We start from the raw sequence: 19,223 nt of genomic DNA, 5'->3' as shown, positions 1-19,223 counted from the left end.
ATGCTGCTGCCCGCGCTGGCCCTGACCCTGCTCCTCGCCGTCCCTCCGCCTCCCTCCATCACCCTGGACGCGACGAAGGCGCGTGCCGACGTCGCGCTCCTGCGCCGGGCGCTGGAGACCCTCCATCCGGGCCTCCACCGCTACCGCGACAAGGCCGGTACGCAGGCCGCGTTCGCCCGCCTGGAGGCGGCGGCGTCACGTCCCATCACCGACCTCGCGCTGTGGCGGGAGGTCTCGCTGTTGCTCGCCGGAATCCACTGCGACCACACCAAGGCGGAGCTTCCAGAAGCGCTGGAGGCGTGGCGCCGCGCCCAACCCACGCACCTGCCGCTGCGCTTCAAGCTCATCGAAGGACGGATGATCGTCGTGTCGAACGACGGTCAGCCCGGAGCCCCGCCTCCCGGCTCGGAGCTCGTCGCCATCAACGGCCTGCCCGTGCCCCGCGTGTTGCCCACCCTGGGCCGCACCGTCGCCTACGACGGGAGCACCGACCAGGCCATCGCCGCGAAGCTGGGGTCGGACAGCGACCTCATGGGCGATGACTTCAACGAAGCCTGGCCCGCCTTCCACGGGTTCCCCTCGCGCTGGGATCTCGATTGGAAGCGCCCGGGAGAGCGCCAGCCCACGCACGTCACCCTGGAGCCCATCCCGTTCACGCAGTGGACCTCGCTGGCCTGGCCGGGGAGCCCCTACCGCGACGAGTTCTACAAGGCCCTCCATTGGCGGCTCGACGGCAGGGTCGCCACGTTGCGCATCGACACCTTCGTGAACTACCGCAACCCCGTGCACCCCGAGGCCTTCCTGGGCGCCTTCTTCAAGACGCTGAAGGCCCGAGGCGTGGAACACCTCGTGCTCGACCTTCGGGAGAGCGGAGGCGGTTCGGATGAGGTGGCGGTCGCGCTGCTGCGCCACCTGCTCCCGGAGCCCTTCGTCTGGTTGAAGCCCGCGCGGCTCAAGGCCATCCGCTACGGAGACCTTCCCCAGCACATCGAGAGCTGGGGCAACCGGCAGGAGCTCTTCGAGCCGCCCCTGGAAGACTTCCGCCGCATGAAGGACGGCACGTGGGAACGCTTGCCCCCGCCGGACGAGGCCGCGAGGCAGCCTCGGGAGCCCTCACCGGACCGCTTCACCGGAAGGCTGACGGTCCTCACCGGCCCCATGAACGCCTCGGGCGCGACGATGACGATCGCGCACCTGAAGGAGCGCGGGGGCGCGCGGCTCGTGGGGGAGGAGAGCGCCGGCAGCGCGGAGGGCCCCACGGCGGGCCGCATCTTCCTCCTGACGCTGCCCCACGGCGGCGTGCGGATCCGCATCCCCATTGCCTGGAACCGGACGAACATCGAGCACTTCGTCGCGGGCCGAGGCGTCCCCGTGGACGAGACCGTCATCCCCACGCTCCTCGACTTCGAGGCGGGACGGGACCGCGTGGCCGAAGTCGCGAGGGCCTCCGCGCCGCCCGCCGTCCCCTCCCTGGCCTCCGCGCTGGCGGGCGACTGGAGCGGCACGCTCGACTACCGCGACTTCGGAAGCGACCGGCGCGTCGTCCTCTCCACGCTCCTCACCGTGACAGGGGAGGGGGAGGAGGCCCGCCTCGCGTTCACCTTCGACGACGGCCCCGGCAAGACGGTCCGCGCATCGCAGGTCCTGCGGATCCGCGAGGGGCTCGAAAGTGAAGAGGGGCGCTCCACCGAACGGATGCGCATCCTCGAACGCCGTGGAGGCCGCGACGCCCGCGAGCTGACCCTGGTGGCGGAGGGGACGGGGCACGAGAACGGAGCCCCTGTCGAAGTGCGCACGGTCCTGACCCGCCGCGGTGACGCCCTCTCGCTCAGCCGGCTCACGCGTCGCCCCGGGGAGCCGTTCCTGCTCCGCCACGTGTACCGGCTGGCGCCCCAGGAACCCCCTCCCCAAGGTCCGTGACGGATTGCGTCATGAGCAGGGCCGAGGCCGGAGAAGCCGTCAGGAGGCTGGCCTGACGGTTGCCACCCAAAGCACTCCCATTCGAATATCTGAGCCTAAATTGTCGTAATTTATAGTTGATTCGAAGTTAAATATGTCAGGGCTGATTGAAAATAGCCCAGTCCGGACCTACACTGCGTTGCGTCAGCTCTCTGGAGAGGTGCGGCGATGCAGAAGTGGATGGCGATGGTCCTGCTGGTGGCGGTGGGGGTGGCGGGGCTGTTGGTGACCCCGGCGGCGCAGGTGAAGCAGGGCGGTCCCATCAACCCGGCGGACACCGCGTGGCTGCTCACCGCCACGGCGCTGGTGCTGCTGATGACGCCCGGCCTGTCGTTCTTCTACGGCGGCATGGTGCGGTTGAAGAACGTGGTCTCCACCCTGATGCAGAGCTTCATCGCCATGGCCGTCATCAGCGTGCTGTGGGTCGTGGTGGGCTTCAGCCTCTGCTTCGGCGACAGCTTCCACGGCCTCATCGGGGACCCGCGCACCTTCTTCATGTTCAGCGGCGTGGGCGGTGAGACGCACCCGGACCTGGCGCCCACCGTGCCGCTGCTCCTCTTCGCGCTCTTCCAGCTCAAGTTCGCCATCATCACCCCGGCGCTCATCACCGGCGCGTTCGCGGAGCGCGTGCGCTTCAAGGCGTACCTGCTCTTCATGGTGCTCTTCAGCCTCTTCATCTACGCGCCGCTCGCCCACTGGACGTGGCACCCGGAGGGCTTCCTGCGCCAGTGGGGCGTGCTCGACTTCGCCGGTGGCACCGTGGTGCACATGTCCGCGGGCCTCGCCGCGCTCGCGGGCGCCATCGTCCTGGGGCGCCGCCAGGTGCACCTGACGCACGCCACGCACGCGCCCGCCAATGTCCCCTTCGTGATGCTCGGCACGGGCATGCTGTGGTTCGGCTGGTTCGGCTTCAACGCCGGCTCCGCGCTGTCCGCGTCGTCCCTGGCCACGCTCGCCTTCGCCACCACCAACACGGCCTCCGCCGCCGCGATGCTCGGGTGGATCGCCTTCGACTGGCTGCGCGGCCGCAAGCCCAGCGCCATGGGCGCCTGCGTGGGCGCGGTGGTGGGCCTGGTCGCCGTCACCCCCGCCGCGGGCTTCATCACCGTGGGGCAGAGCATCCTGGTGGGGCTGGTCGCCAGCTTCGTCAGCAACGCCGCCGTCCACTTCAAGAGCCGCACCGCGCTGGATGACACGCTCGACGTGTTCCCCTGCCACGGCCTGGGCGGCATCGTCGGGATGATCCTCACCGGCGTGCTCGCCAAGGACGTGGGCCTCATCCACGGCACCACGCGCACCTTCTTCATGCACCTCCTGGCGCTGGTCGTCGTCTCCGTCTTCTCCTTCGTGGGCTCGTTCCTCCTGTACAAGCTCGTCGACCGCATCGTCCCGCTGCGCGTCACCCGCGAGCAGGAGGAGGAGGGGCTCGACCTGAGCCAGCACGGAGAGACCGTGGGCGAGGTCCCCACCGCCGCGCTCGCCGTCCCCACGCCGCCCGCGCCCGCCGCGAGCGCGCCTGGCGCACCGGAGCACGCCGCCCCGTCGGAGCCCGTGCCCGCGTAGCGCTTCGTCCCCAGCGGTGCCAGCGCGCACGGGGCCCCTCGCCTTCACGCGAGCGGGCCCCGTGGTGCCTTGGGGCAACGAGTGTGTGGGCCCCCTGAGGCCGGAAACCTGTCGGGAAGGGGATGGGCAGGGCTCCCGCTGATCATTCGCGCGGGCAGCACCCTGTCAGGGGTCTGACGGTGCCCTGCCATGCATTGGACCTCCGTTCATGCACGTGCGCCTGCTGCGTTGAGACACGGCCAGTCATCGGATGACAGGGCTGGCTTCGCGTGGGGGGAGCACATGTCGCGGAAACGCAATGAATCGAGAGTCGCTGTCCTGGGAATCGTGCTCGCGGTGTGGGGGTGCTCGAAGGAGCCCGCACCCACGCCGCCCCCGCCGGTGCGGGAGGCCCCGGCGGCCGTGCAGGCCGCCGGTCCGGGAGCCTCCCGGAGCCTGGGGGAGCTGCCCGTCGTGGAGGGCGGCTCCGTCGCGAAGGTCTTCGCCCAGAAGCTGGCCCGGCCCACGTTCCTGGGCGAGACAACGGCGGTGCACGTGAAGCTGCCGCCCCCCATCAACCGGGGGCTCGCGGGCAGCCTCGTGCGCGTGGTCGGTGAGCCGTCAATGCCCACCGTCCTCTTCCACTCCGACACCCTGGCCCGGCTGGGGGTGATTCCGGCGAGTCCGGGCCCCGACTTCTTCACCCTCTTCGCGCGGCTCCCGGACTCGGAGGTCGACCGCCGGGGGGAGAACGAGCGGCGGCTGGCGTCGGGCGAGTTCGGGGCGCCCACCCGGGAGACCGTCCTGTTCAACGGCCGCCACCCGGCCGCCCGCTACGAGGGGCTCCCCATGGACCCCAACGCCTTCGCGCGGGGCGCGCTCGTGCCCCAGACGAGCTGCCCCCAGGTGCCGGCCTCCACGGAGGCCTGGTGGGAGCGGACGCTGATGATCCGCGACCCGGCCGTGGTGCTCGACCCGGCGCGCACCTGGGACCCGTGCACGGGCGCGGGGACGAAGGGCGGTGTGTGGACCTTCGCGCACCTCATGCGGGAGATGGCCCAGGGCTCCGGCGTGAGCCCGGAGGCCTTCGTGCTGGAATGGCTGTCGCTCTGGCTCAATGACTTCCAGTCCAACGGCGACACCGTGCCCGCGCGCCGCAAGATGTATGACGAGGTGATTGCCCCCTGGGCCGCCGCCAGCGGAGCGCTCTCGTCCCTCGAGTTCAACGCCTCCACGAACCGCTGGGAGGTGGTGCTGCGCAAGCCGCTGGACCTGGACATCGCGCCCTTCCGGCTGCTGGCCATCATCAACCGCATCGACCTGGGGGGCGGCACGGAGTACGGAGGCCGGTCCTCCAACCCGGGCGAGCTGCGGTTCATCTTCGGGCTGACGCGCCCCTCGCCCTGGGGAGGCGGCACGGAGGCGACGTGCAACCTCAAGCCCTTCACCACCATCTTCGAATACGGCGTGCCGGGCGAGGGGTGCCGGGCCGTCACCCAGTGGGCAAGGCAGTGGGTGGGGTTGGGCATGTACCCCACCTTCAACGAGGCCTACCGGTCGCGGCTGCAGCGGATGACGGAGAGCGTCGTCCGGCATGGGCGGGCGCCCGGGAAGGGCAACCAGAGCGCGCTCAACCAACTGCGCACCAACGAGGTCGCCCTGGCGTTCCCGTGGGAGCTGCGGGAGTTCCACCTGGCGGACGAGCACCCCGGCACCAGCAAGGACACCCCGTCCAACGGGCTGCTGCGCGTCCACACGCTGGCGCTGACGCCCAATGACGCGACCCATGACTTCCGCACGGACCCCGACGTGGACTTCTTCGTGCGCACGCAGGTCAAGAACGGCGTCGAGCAGCCGGTGTCCATCCCCTCCCACTGCACCGCCCGCTTCACGGTGCCCTCCTCCGTCAACGACAGGTTCTTCCTGGGCGCCAACGCGCAGGTGGCGCCGCCCACCCACTGGGAGGCCGCCTCCGCGGTCGCCACCAACGCCACGGAGGTCTGCGCGCGGAAGGAGTTCTCCAGCAACACCTGCAATGGCTGTCATTTCAAGGACACGGGCACCAACGACTTCACGGGCGTGGACAACCTGGCCTTCACGCACGTCAGCCCCACGTCCGGCATCCCGGCGCGGGAGTCCCGGTTCCTGACGGGCGGGGGCAATGGCTCCATGTATGTCGTGCCGGACGCCCAGTTCGGAGCGCAGGTGGCGTCGTGGCCGTTCGCGGACCTGCTGCGCCGCCACCAGCGGCTCCAGGAGCTGGCCCACTGCGCCACCTGTGGGTGGTTCATCGACCTGGACGCCGGCTACCTGAAGCGGATGGAGGCGCTCGCCGGGAGCGTGCCCCTGGACGTGCCGCCCGGCGCGCCCGGGCCGACGTTCACGGTGGGCCCCATCCTCGACGTTGGCGTGGTGCGGCAACTGCTGGAGCTGCGCCCCGGCCTCAGGCTCCGGTCGCGGGATTTGCCGCTCGACTTCCTGGAGCCGCCTGCGGCCCGCGTCCACTGACGCACCACGCGATGCGTCGGGCCTCCAGGCGCGTGGACCCCGCGAGGCCGTGAGCCTGTCGGGAAGGAAATGGGCGGAGCCCCTGCTGTTCACTCGTACGGGCAGCCCTGTCCGGGGCGTGACGTCCGTCCATGCACTTCACTCCAGCGGCGTTGAGTCAATGCCAGCCATTCCAGGCAACGGCTGGCTTTGCCGGGGAGGATGTATGTTGTGGAAGTGCGAGGAATTGAGAGTCGCCGTGGTGGGGGCCGTGCTGATGGTCAGCGGCTGCGCGAGGGAGCCCGCGCAGGAGCCTTCGCGGGAGCCGTCGTGGCAGGACGCCGCGGAGGAGTCGCGGGGGCGCAGCACGAGCCTGGGGGAGCTGCCCCTCGTGCCGGGCCTGTCCGTCGCCGGGACCTTCGCCCAGAAGCTGGAGCGGCCCACGGCGCTGGGGGAGACGACGGCGGTGCACGTGAAGCTGCCGCCCCCGGCCAACCGGCAGCTCTCCGACAGCCTGGTGCGCGTGGCGGGTGACCCGGCGCGGCCCTCGGTCCTCTTCCACTCCGACACCCTGGCCCGGCTGGGCGCGATTCCGGCGAGCCCGGGCCCCGACTTCTTCACCCTCTTCGCGCGGCTCCCGGACTCGGAGGTGGAGCGGCGCCAGGAGAACGAGCGCCGGCTGGCGTCTGGCGAGCTGGGGCCCACCAGCCGGGAGTCCATCCTGTTCAACGGCCGCCACCCGGTGGCCCGCTACGAGGGGCTCCCCGTGAACGCGGCGGCCTTCGGGTGGGGTGAGCGGGTGCCGGTCACGAGCTGCCCCTTGCTGCCCGCCTCCACCCAGCCCCAGTGGGAGCGGACGCTGATGATCCGCGACCCGGCCGTGGTGCTCGACCCGGCGCGCACGTGGGACCCGTGCACGGGCGCGGGGACGAAGGGCGGCGTGTGGACCTTCGCGCACCTCATGCGGGAGATGGCCCAGGGCTCCGGCGCGCGGCCGGAGGCCTTCGTGTTGAGCTGGCTGTCGCTCTGGCTCAATGACTTCCAGTCCAACGGCGACACGGTGCCGGCGCGCCGCAAGATGTATGACGAGGTGATTGCCCCCTGGGCCGCCGCCAGCGGCGCGACGTCCTCCCTCCGGCTCAACCCCGCCACGACCCGCTGGGAGGTGGTGCTGAGCAGGCCGCTGGACCTGGACATCGCGCCCTTCCGGTTGCTGGCCATCGTCAACCGCATCGACCTGGCCAGCAGTTGGGACCACGCGGACCGGCAGTCCGACCCGGGCGAGCTGCGCTTCCTCTTCGGGCTGACGCGCCCCTCGCCCTGGGGCGGCGGCACGGAGGCCACCTGCAACCTCAGGCCCTTCACCGTCATCTTCGAATACGGCGTGCCCGGAGAGGGCTGCGCGCAGGTCGTCGCCTGGGCACGTCAATGGGCGTTGCTGGGGAACATCCCGTCCTTCAACGTGGCCTACAAGGCGCAGCTCACGCAGATGACCCAGAGTGTCGTCCTGCGCGGGCGGGCGCCGGGGAAGGGCAACGACAACGCGCTCAATCAGATCCGCACCAACGAGGCCGCCCTGGCGTTCCCGTGGGAGCTGCGGGAGTTCCGGCTGGTGGACGAGCACCCCGTCAGCGGCAAGGACAAGCCCTCGGACGGGCTGCTGCGCGTCCACACCATGGCGCGGACCCCCGATGACGCGACCCATGACTCCGAGGTGGATCCGGACATCGACTTCTTCGTGCGCACGCAGGTCAAGAACGGCGTCGAGCTGCCGGTGACCGTCCCCACCCGGTGCACCGCGAACTTCACGGTGCCTCGCAAGGTCCGTGGCCGGCCCTTCCTGGGGGCCAACTCGCTGGTGGCGAAGCCCACCCACTGGGAGGGCTTCAGCGTGGACGCCACGGATGCCGCGGAGGTCTGCGCGCGGAAGGAGTTCTCCCTCAACACGTGCAATGGCTGTCACTTCAAGGACACGGGCACCAACGACTTCTCCGGCATGGACAACGTGGCCTTCACGCACGTCAGCCCCACGTCCGGCATCCCGGCGCGGCTGTCCAGGTTCCTGACGGGCGGGGGCCCGGGCTTCATGTACCTCGTGCCGGACGCCCAGTTCGGAGCGCAGGTGACGTCGTGGCCGTACGCGGACCTGCAGCGCCGGCACCAGCGGCTCCAGGAGCTGGCCAACTGCACCCTGTGCGGATGGGTCAGGGGCCTGGACACGGGCTCCCTGGCGCGGATGGAGGCGCTCTCCGGGAGCGTGCCCCTGGACGTGCCGCCCGGCGCGCCCGAGCCGGCGCTCACGGTGGGGCCCATCCGCGACGTCGGCGTGGTGAAGCAACTGCTGGAGCTGCGCCAGGACTTCACGGCGCAGCCCCGGGAGGTGCCGCTCGACTTCCTCCAGCCGCCCGCGGCCCTCGTCCACTGACGGGCCGCGGCGGCTAGAACGCGCAGTCCTGACCGCGCGTGGGCAGCACGGAGGCGGCGCCGGACAGCCAGGTGTCCAGCGCGCGCGCCGCCTCACGTCCGTCCGCGAGCGCCCAGACGATGAGGCTCGCGCCCCGGCTGGCGTCGCCCGCGCAGTACACGCCCGGCGCGGAGGTGGCGAACCGCGCGTCCACCTTCACCGTGCCGCGCGGCGACAGCGTCACGCCCAGCTCCTCCTCCAGCCGGTCCGTGTCCGGGCCGGTGAAGCCCATGGCCAGCACGAGCAGGTCCACCTCGAACACCTGCTCGGAGCCCGGCAGCTCCACCAGCCTCGGCGCGCCGCCCGGCTCGGGCTGGACCTCCACGCGCACCGCGTGCAGCCGCTTCAACTGGCCGTTCTCGCCCTCCAGCCGCTTCGTCATCAGCGCGAAGGCGCGCTCGCCGCCCTCCTCCTGGCTGGTCGACGTGCGGAACACCAGCGGCCAGCGCGGCCACGGGTTCTCCTTCGCGCGCACCCGCGGCGGCGCGGGGAAGAGCTCCACCTGCGTCACGCCCGCAGCCCCCTGGCGCAGCGCCGTGCCCAGGCAGTCCGAGCCCGTGTCTCCGCCGCCCAGGATGATGACCCGCTTGCCCTTCGCCTCCAGGCGCGCGTCCGGCGGCGCTCCCGCCGTCACCACCCGGTTCTGGTGCTCCAGGTAGTCCATGGCCCGCACCACGCCGGACAGCTCGCGGCCCGGCACGTCCAGCTCGCGGGCCTTGCGCGCGCCCAGGGCCAGCACCACGCCGTCGTACTGCTCGCGCAGCGCCTTCCAGCCCGGCGTGACGGCCACGTCCTCGCCCGTGCGGAAGACGATGCCCTCCGCCTCCATCAGCGCGAGCCGGCGGTCCAGCACCGCCTTCTCCAGCTTGAAGTCCGGGATGCCGTAGCGCAGCAGGCCTCCGGCGCGGGCGTCCTTCTCGTACACCGTCACGCTGTGCCCGGCCGCGTTGAGCTGCGCCGCCGCCGCCAGCCCCGCGGGGCCGGAGCCCACCACCGCCACGCGCTTGCCCGTGCGCCGCGCCGGAGGCCTCGCCTTCACCCAGCCCTCCGCGAAGGCGCGCTCCGAAATCTCCTTCTCCATCTGCTCGATGGTGACCGCGTCCCGGTCGATGGCCAGCACGCACGCGGCCTCGCACGGCGCGGGGCACAGCCGCCCGGTGAACTCCGGGAAGGTGTTGGTGCGGCTGAGCACCTGGTACGCCTCCTTCCACTGGCCCCGGTACACCGCGTCGTTGAAGTCCGGGATGAGGTTCCCCAGGGGACACCCCTGGTGGCAGAAGGGGACGCCGCAGTCCATGCAGCGCCCCGCCTGCCGCTTCGCCTCGTCCGCGGCCAGCGGCAGGTGCAGCTCGCGCCAGTCCTCCAGGCGCTCCACCTTGTCCCGCTTGGGGGCGTGGACGCGCTGCCACTCCATGAAACCCGTGGGCTTGCCCATGGTTCAGGTCCCCCCGCCCACGACGTGGAGCTGCTGGACGCTCGCGGTGGGTGGCGGCCTGCGCGCCGCCCTGCGCGCCTGGAGCACCCGCTTGTAGTCGGACGGCATCACCTTCATGAACTGCGGCACCATCAGCTCCCAGTTGTCCAAGACCCGCCGCGCCAGCGCGCTGCCGGTGTGGTGCAGGTGGCGTTCAATCATCCCGTGCACGAGCCAGATTTCAGACTCGTCCACCAGCGACTCCAGCTCCACCATCTCCAGGTTGCAGCGCTCGCGGAAGGAGCGCTCGCGGTCCAGCACGTACGCGGTGCCGCCGCTCATGCCGGCCGCGAAGTTGCGGCCCGTCTGGCCCAGCACCACCACCACGCCGCCCGTCATGTACTCGCAGCCGTGGTCGCCCACGCCCTCCACCACCGCCTGCGCGCCGCTGTTGCGCACCGCGAAGCGCTCACCGGCCAGGCCCCGCAGGTACACCTCGCCGGCCGTGGCGCCGTAGAGCACCGTGTTGCCGACGAGCACGTTCTCCTCGGGCGTGAAGCGGCTGCCCTCCGGCGGGTAGACGATGATGCGTCCGCCGGACAGCCCCTTGCCCAGGTAGTCGTTGGTGTCGCCCTCCAGCTCCAGCGTCACGCCGGACGCGAGGAACGCGCCGAAGCTCTGGCCCGCGGAGCCCTTCAGCTTCACCCGCAGCTTGCCGTCCGGCAGCCCCTGCGCGCCGTGGCGGCGGGCAATCTCGCCGGACAGCATGGCGCCCACCGCGCGGTGCGTGTTCGCCACCGGCAGTGACAGCAGGAGCGGCGGCCCGCCCGCGAGCACGGACTGCGCCTTCGTGAGCAGCTCGTGGTCCAGGTGGTCCGACACGTCCTTGCGGTGCGGCGTCTGGCAGTGGCGCGGTTCGGTGGCCGGCGCGGCCGGCGCGGCGAGCAGCGCGGACAGGTCCACCTTGCGCGCCTTCCAGTGGTCCACCGCCGCGCGCTGGCGCAAGAGGTCCACCCGGCCCACCAGCTCCTCCAGCTTGCGCGCGCCCAGCCTCGCCATGTGCCGGCGCAGCTCCTCCGCCAGCAGCAGGAAGAAGCTGACGACGTTCTCCGGCGTGCCCTGGTAGCGCTCGCGCAGGGCCGGGTCCTGCGTGGCGATGCCCGCCGAGCAGGTGTTGAGGTGGCACTTGCGCAGCATGATGCAGCCCACGGACACGAGGCTCGCGGTGGCCAGGCCGAACTCCTCCGCGCCCAGCAGCGCCGCCACCAGCACGTCGCGCGCGGTGCGCAGGCCGCCGTCCACCTGCACGCGGATGCGCGAGCGCAGGCCGTTGTGCACCAGCACCTGCTGCGTCTCCGCCAGCCCCAGCTCCCACGGCAGCCCCGCGTGCTGGAGGCTGGAGAGGGGCGAGGCGCCCGTGCCGCCCTCGTAGCCCGCCACCACCACGCAGCCCGCGCCCGCCTTGGCCACGCCCGCGGCGATGGTGCCCACGCCCACCTCGCTCACCAGCTTCACGCTCACGCGCGCCTTCGCGTTCACGGACTGGAGGTCGTAGATGAGCTGCGCCAGGTCCTCGATGGAGTAGATGTCGTGGTGCGGCGGCGGGGAGATGAGCGTCACGCCCGGCGTGCTCCAGCGCACGCGCGCGATTCTTTCGTCCACCTTGTGGCCCGGGAGCTGGCCGCCCTCGCCGGGCTTGGCGCCCTGGGCCATCTTGATTTGGAGCTCGTCCGCGTTGACCAGGTACTCCGCGGTGACGCCGAAGCGCGCGCTGGCCACCTGCTTGATGGCGCTGCGGCGCGAGTCGCCGTTGGGGTCCTTCGTGTAGCGGCGGGACTCCTCGCCGCCCTCGCCGCTGTTGGATTTGCCGCCCAGCCGGTTCATCGCGATGGCCAGCGTCTCGTGCGCCTCCGCGCTGATGGAGCCGAAGGACATGGCGCCGGTGACGAAGCGCCGCGCCAGCTCCAGCGCGGGCTCCACCTCCTCCAGCGGCACCGGCGTGCAGCCCTCCGTCACCACGTCCAGCAGGCCGCGCAGGTTGCTGTGCTCGCGCGTCTCGTCGTCCGCCAGCCTCGAGTACTCCTGGAACTGCACCGGGTCGTTCGCGCGCACCGCCGCCTGGAGCTTCGCCACGGTGGCCGGGTTCCACTTGTGCCGCTCGCCCTGCCGGCGCCAGCGGAACTGCCCGCCCACCGGCAGCAGGGGCTCCTCGCCGTCCGCGCCGGGGCCGAAGCCGCGCGCGTGCCGCTCCGCCACCTCGCGGCCCAGCTCCGGCAGGCCCACGCCCTCCACGCGCGACGACGTGCCGGTGAAGTGCTTCTCGATGAGGCTGCGCTGCAGGCCCACCGCCTCGAAGAGCTGCGAGCCGCGGTAGGACTGGAGCGTGGAGATGCCCATCTTGGACATCACCTTGAGCAGCCCCTCCTCCAGGCCGTGCAGGTACTGCGCCTGCGCCTTGTCCGCGTCCGCCTTGAGCTCTCCGGCATCCGCCAGCGCGCGCAAGCTGTCCAGAGCCAGGTACGGGTTCACCGCGGACACGCCGTAGGCGAACAGGCACGCGAAGTGGTGCACCTCGCGCGCCTCCGCCGTCTCCAGCACGATGCCCGTGTACATGCGCGTGCCGTCACGCACCAGCCGCTGGTGCACCGCGGACACGGCCAACAGCGCGGGGATGGCCGCGTGCGCCGCGTCCACGCCCCGGTCGCTCAGGACCAGGATGCTCGCGCCCGCGTCCACGGCGTCCACCGCCGCCGTGCACAGCCGCTCCACCGCGACCTCCAGCGCCGCCGCCGCGCCGCCCGCGTGCGGGTACAGCAGGCTCAAGGAGCGCGGCTCGAAGAGGCCGGTGTCGCCGCGCAGGTTCGCCAGGCGCGCCAGTTGCCCGTTGGTGAGGATGGGGCCGGGCAGGGACAGCCGGTGGCACTGCTCCGGCGTCTCCTCGAAGGTGTTGCCCTCCGGGCCCAGCGCGGTGGCCAGCGTCATCACCAGCGCCTCGCGCAGCGGGTCGATGGGCGGGTTGGTCACCTGCGCGAAGAGCTGGTGGAAGTAGTTGAAGAGGGTGGGGGCCTGGTCGCTCAGCACCGCCAGCGGCGTGTCCGTGCCCATGGAGCCCGTGGGCTCCTTGCCCGTCTCCGCCATGGGCACCAGCGTGGTGCGCACGTCCTCGTCCGTGTAGCCGAACGCGCGCTGCAGCCGCCACAGCGCCTCGCCCTTCAGGCGCGCGGGGGCGGGGACCGCGGGCAGGTCCTCGAAGGTGAAGACGTTGCGCTGCAGCCAGCGGCGGTAGGGCCAGCGCGAGGTGATTTCACGCTTCACCTCCTCGTCCTCCAGGATGCGCCCCTCCGTGGTGTCCACCAGCAGCATGCGGCCCGGCGTCAGCCGGCCCTTGCGGCGCACCTGCGACGCGGGCACGTCGATGACGCCCGTCTCCGACGCCAGGATGATGCGGTCGTCCTCCGTCACCAGGTAGCGCGCGGGGCGCAGGCCGTTGCGGTCCAACGTCGCGCCAATGAGCTGCCCGTCCGTGAACGCGATGGCCGCGGGCCCGTCCCACGGCTCCAGGAGGGACGCGGAGTACTCGTAGAAGGCGCGGCGCTCGTCGCCCATCTCCTTGTTGCCCTCCCACGCCTCCGGGATGGTCATCATCATCGCGTGGGGCAGGGTGCGGCCGCCCAGGTAGAGCAGCTCCACCATGTTGTCGAACTGCGCGGAGTCGCTCTTGCCCGGGACGATGATGGGCCACAGCGGCTCCAGGCTCCCGCCCAGCTTCGCCGTCTGCAGGAGCCCGCGCCGCGCCGTCATCCAGTTGCGGTTGCCACGCAGGGTGTTGATTTCACCGTTGTGCGCGATGAAGCGGAACGGCTGCGCCAGCTCCCACGTGGGGAAGGTGTTGGTGGAGAAGCGCGAGTGCACCAGCGCCAGCGCGCTGACGAACTCCGGGTGCCGCAGGTCCGCGTAGAAGCGCGGGAGCTGCCGGGGCAGCAGGAGCCCCTTGTAGATGAGCGTCTCCGACGAGCAACTGGCCACGTGGAAGCGCCCCTGGGGATCCACGCCGCGCGCCAGCACGCGGTTCTCCACCAGCTTGCGGATGCGGTAGAGCTTGCGCTCGAAGGCGCTGGGTACCACGCGCCTGCGCGCGATGAAGAGCTGCCGGATGGCCGGCGCCGCCTCCCTCGCGAGCGGCCCCAGTTCCTCCGGCGCCACCGGCACGTCACGCCAGCCGAGCAGCCGCTGCCCCTCCTCCTCCACCACGTCCTCGAACAGCGCCTCGCACGCGCGGCGCGCCTCCGGCTCCGACGGCAGGAACACCTGCGCCACGCCGTACTGGCGGCGCGGCGGCAGCTCGAACCCCAGCCTCGGCGCCTCGTGGTTGAAGAAGCGGTGCGGCAACTGCACCAGGATGCCGGCGCCGTCGCCCGTCTCCGGGTCCCTCCCCGCCGCGGCGCGGTGGCTCAACCGGTTGAGCAGCTCCAGCGCGTCCTCCACGATGCCCCGCGAACGCTGTCCCCGGATGTGGGCCACGAACCCCACACCGCAGGCGTCGTGCTCGGTCTCCGGCTCATACAGCCCGTAGCGCGGAGGGAGGGTGAACGGCATCGTCGGGACCCCTTTCCCGCATGACGCGGGAAGCCAAGCTGTTGAGCATCCAGGCTAACGCGGCGTGTCGCGGCCCGTAAAGACAGGGTGACTCAGGGGGTCGAGTCACCGCGTGCAGTGGTGCCGGGGAAACAGGCTCTCCGTGAAACCTCACGCTCCGTACGGCCCGCGCCGCGTGCAGGGATGAGCGGCCAACATTCATCTGCGATGAACGGCCAACATTCAGCGCAATTGGTTCTTTTCAGCCGCCGGGACGCTTCCCATCCTCAAGGCAACTTGGAACTGCTTCAGCGGCTGAAGACGGAGACGCGCCCTCACCATGAGCGCACGGAGGGCGTGGTGCGTCTGATGGACGCGGACCTGACGCCCGCGGGCTACCAGCGCCAGTTGGAGGCCTTCCACGGGCTCTACGCGCCGCTGGAGGCGCTGCTCGCCGCGCCCCTCACGGCCCTGGAGCCGGCGCTGGATTGGGAGGCGCGCTGGAAGACGCCGCTGCTGGAGGCGGACCTGCGCGCCATGGGGCATGACACGGCCTCGCTCGCGCGGCTGCCGCGCGCCTCCTCGCTGCCGGCGCTGCCGGGGCTGGCGGAGGCGCTGGGCTGCGCGTACGTGCTGGAGGGCTCCACGCTGGGGGGCCAGCTCATCCTGCGCCACCTGGCGCGCCACTTCGGGGCGGACGCGCGCGTGGGGACCTTCGCCTTCTTCCGGGCCTACGGAGACCAGGTGGGCCCCATGTGGCGCGCGTTCGGTGAAGCGCTCACCCGGGCCTCCGCGCGGGCGGCGTCCGAGTCCTTCGACGCGGCCGTCGTGCAGGGTGCCCGGGACACCTTCGATACCTTCGCCGCCTGGTTGAAGCGGGAGCACGATGTCCCCGTCCGTCTCTGATGCCGACCTCAGCGTCTGTGACCGCGAGCCCATCCACCTGCTGGGCGGCGTGCAGCCCCGGGGCGTGCTCGTCGCCTTCCACCCGGACACGGAGGCCATCGCGGTCGTGAGCGCGAACGTCCAGGCGCTGCTCGGCGCCGGGCCGGACGCGCTGCTGGGCAGGCCCCTGTCCGGCGTGCTTCCGCGCGGGCTGCTCGCGCGCGTGGAGGCGGGGCCGGGGCCCGGGCCCGTCACCGTGGAGGTGTCCGGCCAGCGCTGCTCCGCGCTCCTGCACGACAGCGACGGCCTGCGCGTGCTGGAGCTGGAGCCGCTGGCGGACGAGGACGCGGGCGCGGAGGAGACCGCGCTGGGCGCGGTGCAGCGGCTGGTGTCGCCGCTGGGGCGCGCGAAGGGCACGGCCGCGCTGCTCCAGGAGGCCGCGGACGCGGTGCGGGAGCTCATCGGCTACGACCGGGTGATGGTCTACCGCTTCCACGCGGACTTCCACGGCGAGGTCGTGGCGGAGAGCGTGCGGGGGGGCGTGGACTCCTTCCTGGGCCTGCACTACCCGGCGAGCGACATCCCCGCGCAGGCGCGCGCCCTCTACACGCGCAACCCCGTGCGCCTCATCGCGGACGTGGACGCGCAGGTCGTGGGGCTGGTGCCGCCGGTGCTGCCCGGCACCCTGCGCCCGTTGGACCTCTCCGGCGCCGCGCTCCGGAGCGTGTCGGAGGTCCACCTGGAGTACCTGCGCAACATGGGCGTGGGCGCGTCCTTCAGCGTGTCGCTCCTGAAGGACGGGCAGCTCTGGGGGCTCATGGCCTGCCACCACCTGTCGCCCCGCGCGGTGTCCGCCGCGCGGCGGCAGGCGTGCGAGGTGCTGGCGCGGCTGCTGTCGCTCCAGCTCTCCGCGGAGGAGCGGAGCCTGGAGTCCGCCGCCCAGGCGCGCCGCGCGTCGCTGCTCAACGCGCTGGTCGTCCCGAACCTGGGCGAGCGCAGCCCCGCGAAGGCGCTGGAGGCGCAGGCCCCGCTCCTGATGGAGCTCACGGGTTCGCACGGCGTGGCGCTGATGCTGGGCGCGAGCGCGGGCTCGGCGGCGTCGCCCCTCTTGCTCGGCACCACGCCGTCCGCGGAGGAGGTGCGCGCCCTGGTGGCGTGGCTTTCGGCGCGCGAGCTTCCGGAAGAGGTCCTCCACGTGGACCGGCTGGGGGACGTGTACCCGCCGCTGGCCTCGCGCGCGGACGTGGCGGCGGGGCTGCTGGCGGTGCGCCTGGACCCCTCCGTGCCGCACTTCGCGCTGTGGTTCCGCCCGGAGGTGGCGCGCACCGTGGCGTGGGCCGGCAACCCGAACAAGCCCGTGCGTCCGGAGCCGGGCCATGCGCGGCTGCGGCCCCGCGCGTCCTTCGACGTGTGGCGCGAGGAGATGAAGGGCGCCTCCACTCCATGGACCGCACAGGACCTGGAGGCGGCGCTCGCGCTCAAGGGCGCGCTGGTGGGCGTGGTGCTGCGGCACGCGGAGGAGCTGGCCCGGCTGTCGCGGGAGCTGGCCCGCTCCAACGCGGAGCTGGATGCGTTCGGTGGCACCGTGGCGCACGACCTCAAGGAGCCCCTGCGCGGCATCCTCCAGTACAGCTCCTTCCTCCTGGAGGACTTCGGCCCCACGCTGGGCGCGGACGGCCGCCAGCAACTGGAGGCCCTGTCGTGGCTGGCGAAGCGCACGCAGGAGCTGCTCGACAACCTCTTCGAGTACAGCCGCCTGGGCCGGCTGGAGCTGTCGTGGGAGCGGACGGATCAGCAGGCGCTGGTGGAGGACGTGCTCAAGACGCTGGGCGCGCGGCTGGAGGAGGGCAGGGTGGAGGTCCGCCTGCCCCGCCGGCTGCCCACGGTGGCGTGTGACGCCGTCCGCATCCGCCAGGTGTGGGCCAACCTCATCAGCAACGCGGCCAAGTACCAGACGGCCGAGCCGCGCTGGGTGGAGGTGGGCTTCGTGGGGCCCGGGGAAGCACGCCCGGAGGCGGCGCGGCACGTCGGCGCGTCCTACCTTTTCTACGTGAAGGACCCGGGCATCGGCATCGCGCCGCAGTTCCACGAAGCCATCTTCGAGCTGTTCCGCCGCCTGCATCCCGCGCAGGCCTATGGCGGCGGCACGGGGGCGGGGCTGGCCATCGCGCGCCGGCTGGTGACGCTGCACGGCGGCGCGCTCTGGGTGGAGTCCGCGCCGGGGCGGGGCTCCACCTTCTATTTCACGCTGGGCGAGGGACCGCGTTCATGAAGCCGCTGCTGCTGGTGGAGGACAGTGACCCGGACGCGGAGGCGCTGATGCGCATCGCGAAGCGGCTGCCCCTGCCCGTGCCGGTGGTGCGCGTGCGCGACGGCGAGGACGCCCTGGACTACCTCTTCCGGCGCGGGGCCCACGCGGAGGCGGAGCGCCCGGTGCTCATCCTGCTGGACCTGCACATGCCCGGCATCAGCGGGCGCGAGGTGCTCTCCACGCTGAAGGCGGATCCGGTCCTGCGCTCCATCCCCGTCATCATCTTCTCCTCCTCCGTGGAGTCGAGGGACGTGGACGGCGCCTACGCGGACGGCGCCAACAGCTACCTCTTCAAGCCGGAGGTCGGCCCCCAGCTCCAGGCCACCGCGGAGGCGCTCCACGCCTTCTGGTTCAAGGCCGCGCGCCTGCCCGAGCCCCAGGAGCCCGAGACATGAGCCTGCGCGTGCTGCTGGTGGATGACGGCATGGCGGACCGCCTCGCGGTCAGCCGCGCGCTGGCGAAGGACCCGGAGATGCGGTGGGAGGTGGTGCCGGTGTCCTCCGCGGAGGACGCGCTGGCGTACCTGTCCGCCAACGCGGTGGACGCGATGCTGCTCGACTACCACCTGCCCGGCATGAACGGCGTCACCCTGCTGCGCAGGCTCGCGGAGCTGGGCCTGCCCCGGGTGCCCGCCGTGGTGGTGCTCACCGGCAGCGGCAACGAGCGCGTGGCGGTGGAGGCCATGAAGGCCGGCGCCCAGGACTACCTGGTGAAGGAGGCCTTCAGCCCGGAGCGCCTGCGCCTCAGCCTGCGCGCCGCGGTGGACACGGTGCTGATGACGCGCGAGCTGGAGGAGCGCCGCGTGCGCGCCGAGCGCGCCGAGGCCACCGCCCGCGAGGCGCTGGCCGTGCGCGACGAGCTCTTCTCGCTGGCGACGCACGACCTCAAGGGCCCGCTGCAAATCATGACGCTCAACGCCCAGGTGCTGCGCCGGCAGATTCCCGCCGCCGCGATGACGCCCGCGCTGGAGACGCGCCTGGGCCACATCGTGCGCGCGGCGCACCGCATGGGCGAGCTCATCGACCACTTCCTGGAGGTGACGCGCGGCCAGGAGCGCCCGCTCAAGCGCGAGCCCATGGACCTGCTGGCCATGGCGCGCGGCAAGGTGCGCGAGCTGGAGGCCAACGCGTCCCGCCACCACTTCGTCCTGGAGGTGCCGGAGGGGCGCGACTTCACCGGCGACTGGGACGCGCACGCCCTGGAGCGCGTGCTGGAGAACCTGATGGGCAACGCGGTGAAGTACAGCGCCGCGGGCTCCACCGTCACCGTGCACCTGACGGTGGAGGAGGAGCAGACGCAGCAGTTCGTGCTGCTCTCCGTGACGGACCAGGGCATCGGCATCCCGGCGGAGGACCTGCCCTTCGTCTTCGAGCGCTTCCACCGCGGGCGCAACGTGTCCCGGGACGTGTCCGGCAGCGGCGTGGGCCTGGCCAGCGCGCGCCGCATGGTGGAGCTGCACGGCGGCACGCTCGCCGTGCGCAGCGTGGAGGGGCAGGGCTCCACCTTCACCGTGCGCCTGCCCCGGGGCATCGCCCTCTCCGCGGGGCCCGCGCACGCTACGCCCGAGTACACCGCGCCGTAGCGCG

The 19,223-nt window shown here is 72.1% G+C and carries 10 protein-coding genes; 8 read left to right on the top strand and 2 right to left on the bottom strand.

What is annotated here, in order from left to right:
- The 4 genes from K8556_RS15040 (at nucleotide 1) to K8556_RS15025 (ending at nucleotide 8,413) form a co-directional block, all read left to right on the top strand.
- Complete coding sequence (locus K8556_RS15040) at nucleotides 1–1,920, top strand: S41 family peptidase (protein ID WP_223740761.1); 1,920 nt, start codon at nucleotides 1–3, stop codon at nucleotides 1,918–1,920.
- A gap of 207 nt (nucleotides 1,921–2,127) precedes the next feature.
- On the top strand, nucleotides 2,128–3,522 hold the full coding sequence (locus K8556_RS15035; RefSeq protein ID WP_223740760.1) for an ammonium transporter: 1,395 nt from the start codon (nucleotides 2,128–2,130) through the stop codon (nucleotides 3,520–3,522).
- Between the two features lie 327 nt (nucleotides 3,523–3,849).
- Complete coding sequence (locus tag K8556_RS15030; RefSeq protein WP_223740759.1) at nucleotides 3,850–6,009, top strand: hypothetical protein; 2,160 nt, start codon at nucleotides 3,850–3,852, stop codon at nucleotides 6,007–6,009.
- A gap of 226 nt (nucleotides 6,010–6,235) precedes the next feature.
- Entirely contained in the window at nucleotides 6,236–8,413 is a 2,178-nt protein-coding gene (locus K8556_RS15025; protein WP_223740758.1) for a hypothetical protein, read from the top strand.
- Nucleotides 8,414–8,426: 13 nt separating this feature from the next.
- Here the strand turns inward: K8556_RS15025 and K8556_RS15020 are convergent, their stop codons facing one another.
- Nucleotides 8,427–9,887, bottom strand: coding sequence for a glutamate synthase subunit beta (locus tag K8556_RS15020; RefSeq protein ID WP_223740757.1), 1,461 nt, complete (start codon nucleotides 9,885–9,887; stop codon nucleotides 8,427–8,429).
- A 3-nt stretch (nucleotides 9,888–9,890) separates the two neighbouring features.
- Entirely contained in the window at nucleotides 9,891–14,462 is a 4,572-nt protein-coding gene (gene gltB / locus K8556_RS15015) for a glutamate synthase large subunit (protein WP_223740756.1), read from the bottom strand.
- Nucleotides 14,463–14,738: 276 nt separating this feature from the next.
- On the opposite strand from gltB, the gene K8556_RS15010 reads away from it, so the two are divergent.
- From K8556_RS15010 to K8556_RS14995, 4 genes are read left to right on the top strand one after another with little or no spacing between them, the layout of a single operon-like run.
- Nucleotides 14,739–15,347 carry a biliverdin-producing heme oxygenase gene (locus tag K8556_RS15010; protein ID WP_223740755.1) on the top strand — a complete coding sequence of 203 codons (609 nt, stop codon included), beginning with the start codon at nucleotides 14,739–14,741 and terminating at the stop codon, nucleotides 15,345–15,347.
- Complete coding sequence (locus tag K8556_RS15005; RefSeq protein ID WP_223740754.1) at nucleotides 15,328–17,598, top strand: ATP-binding protein; 2,271 nt, start codon at nucleotides 15,328–15,330, stop codon at nucleotides 17,596–17,598. Before K8556_RS15010 ends, K8556_RS15005 begins: the two co-directional genes overlap by 20 nt.
- Nucleotides 17,595–18,032: a response regulator gene (locus K8556_RS15000; protein ID WP_223740753.1), complete on the top strand. Its 438-nt coding sequence runs from the start codon at nucleotides 17,595–17,597 to the stop codon at nucleotides 18,030–18,032. Before K8556_RS15005 ends, K8556_RS15000 begins: the two co-directional genes overlap by 4 nt.
- Entirely contained in the window at nucleotides 18,029–19,219 is a 1,191-nt protein-coding gene (locus tag K8556_RS14995; protein ID WP_223740752.1) for a hybrid sensor histidine kinase/response regulator, read from the top strand. Before K8556_RS15000 ends, K8556_RS14995 begins: the two co-directional genes overlap by 4 nt.
- Nucleotides 19,220–19,223 lie beyond the last annotated feature (4 nt).

The organism is Corallococcus sp. AS-1-12 (assembly GCF_020036995.1).
GTDB lineage: Bacteria > Myxococcota > Myxococcia > Myxococcales > Myxococcaceae > Corallococcus.
This window is presented reverse-complemented; position numbering and strand designations above follow the sequence as displayed.

What these genes read in the sequence shown, in the direction of transcription:
- K8556_RS15040 (WP_223740761.1), top strand. Translation starts at nt 1, where the DNA reads ATGCTGCTGCCCGCGCTGGCCCTGACCCTGCTCCTCGCCGTCCCTCCG.
- K8556_RS15035 (WP_223740760.1), top strand. Translation starts at nt 2,128, where the DNA reads ATGCAGAAGTGGATGGCGATGGTCCTGCTGGTGGCGGTGGGGGTGGCG.
- K8556_RS15020 (WP_223740757.1), bottom strand. Translation starts at nt 9,887, where the DNA reads ATGGGCAAGCCCACGGGTTTCATGGAGTGGCAGCGCGTCCACGCCCCC.
- gltB (WP_223740756.1), bottom strand. Translation starts at nt 14,462, where the DNA reads ATGCCGTTCACCCTCCCTCCGCGCTACGGGCTGTATGAGCCGGAGACC.
- K8556_RS15005 (WP_223740754.1), top strand. Translation starts at nt 15,328, where the DNA reads ATGTCCCCGTCCGTCTCTGATGCCGACCTCAGCGTCTGTGACCGCGAG.
- K8556_RS15000 (WP_223740753.1), top strand. Translation starts at nt 17,595, where the DNA reads ATGAAGCCGCTGCTGCTGGTGGAGGACAGTGACCCGGACGCGGAGGCG.
- K8556_RS14995 (WP_223740752.1), top strand. Translation starts at nt 18,029, where the DNA reads ATGAGCCTGCGCGTGCTGCTGGTGGATGACGGCATGGCGGACCGCCTC.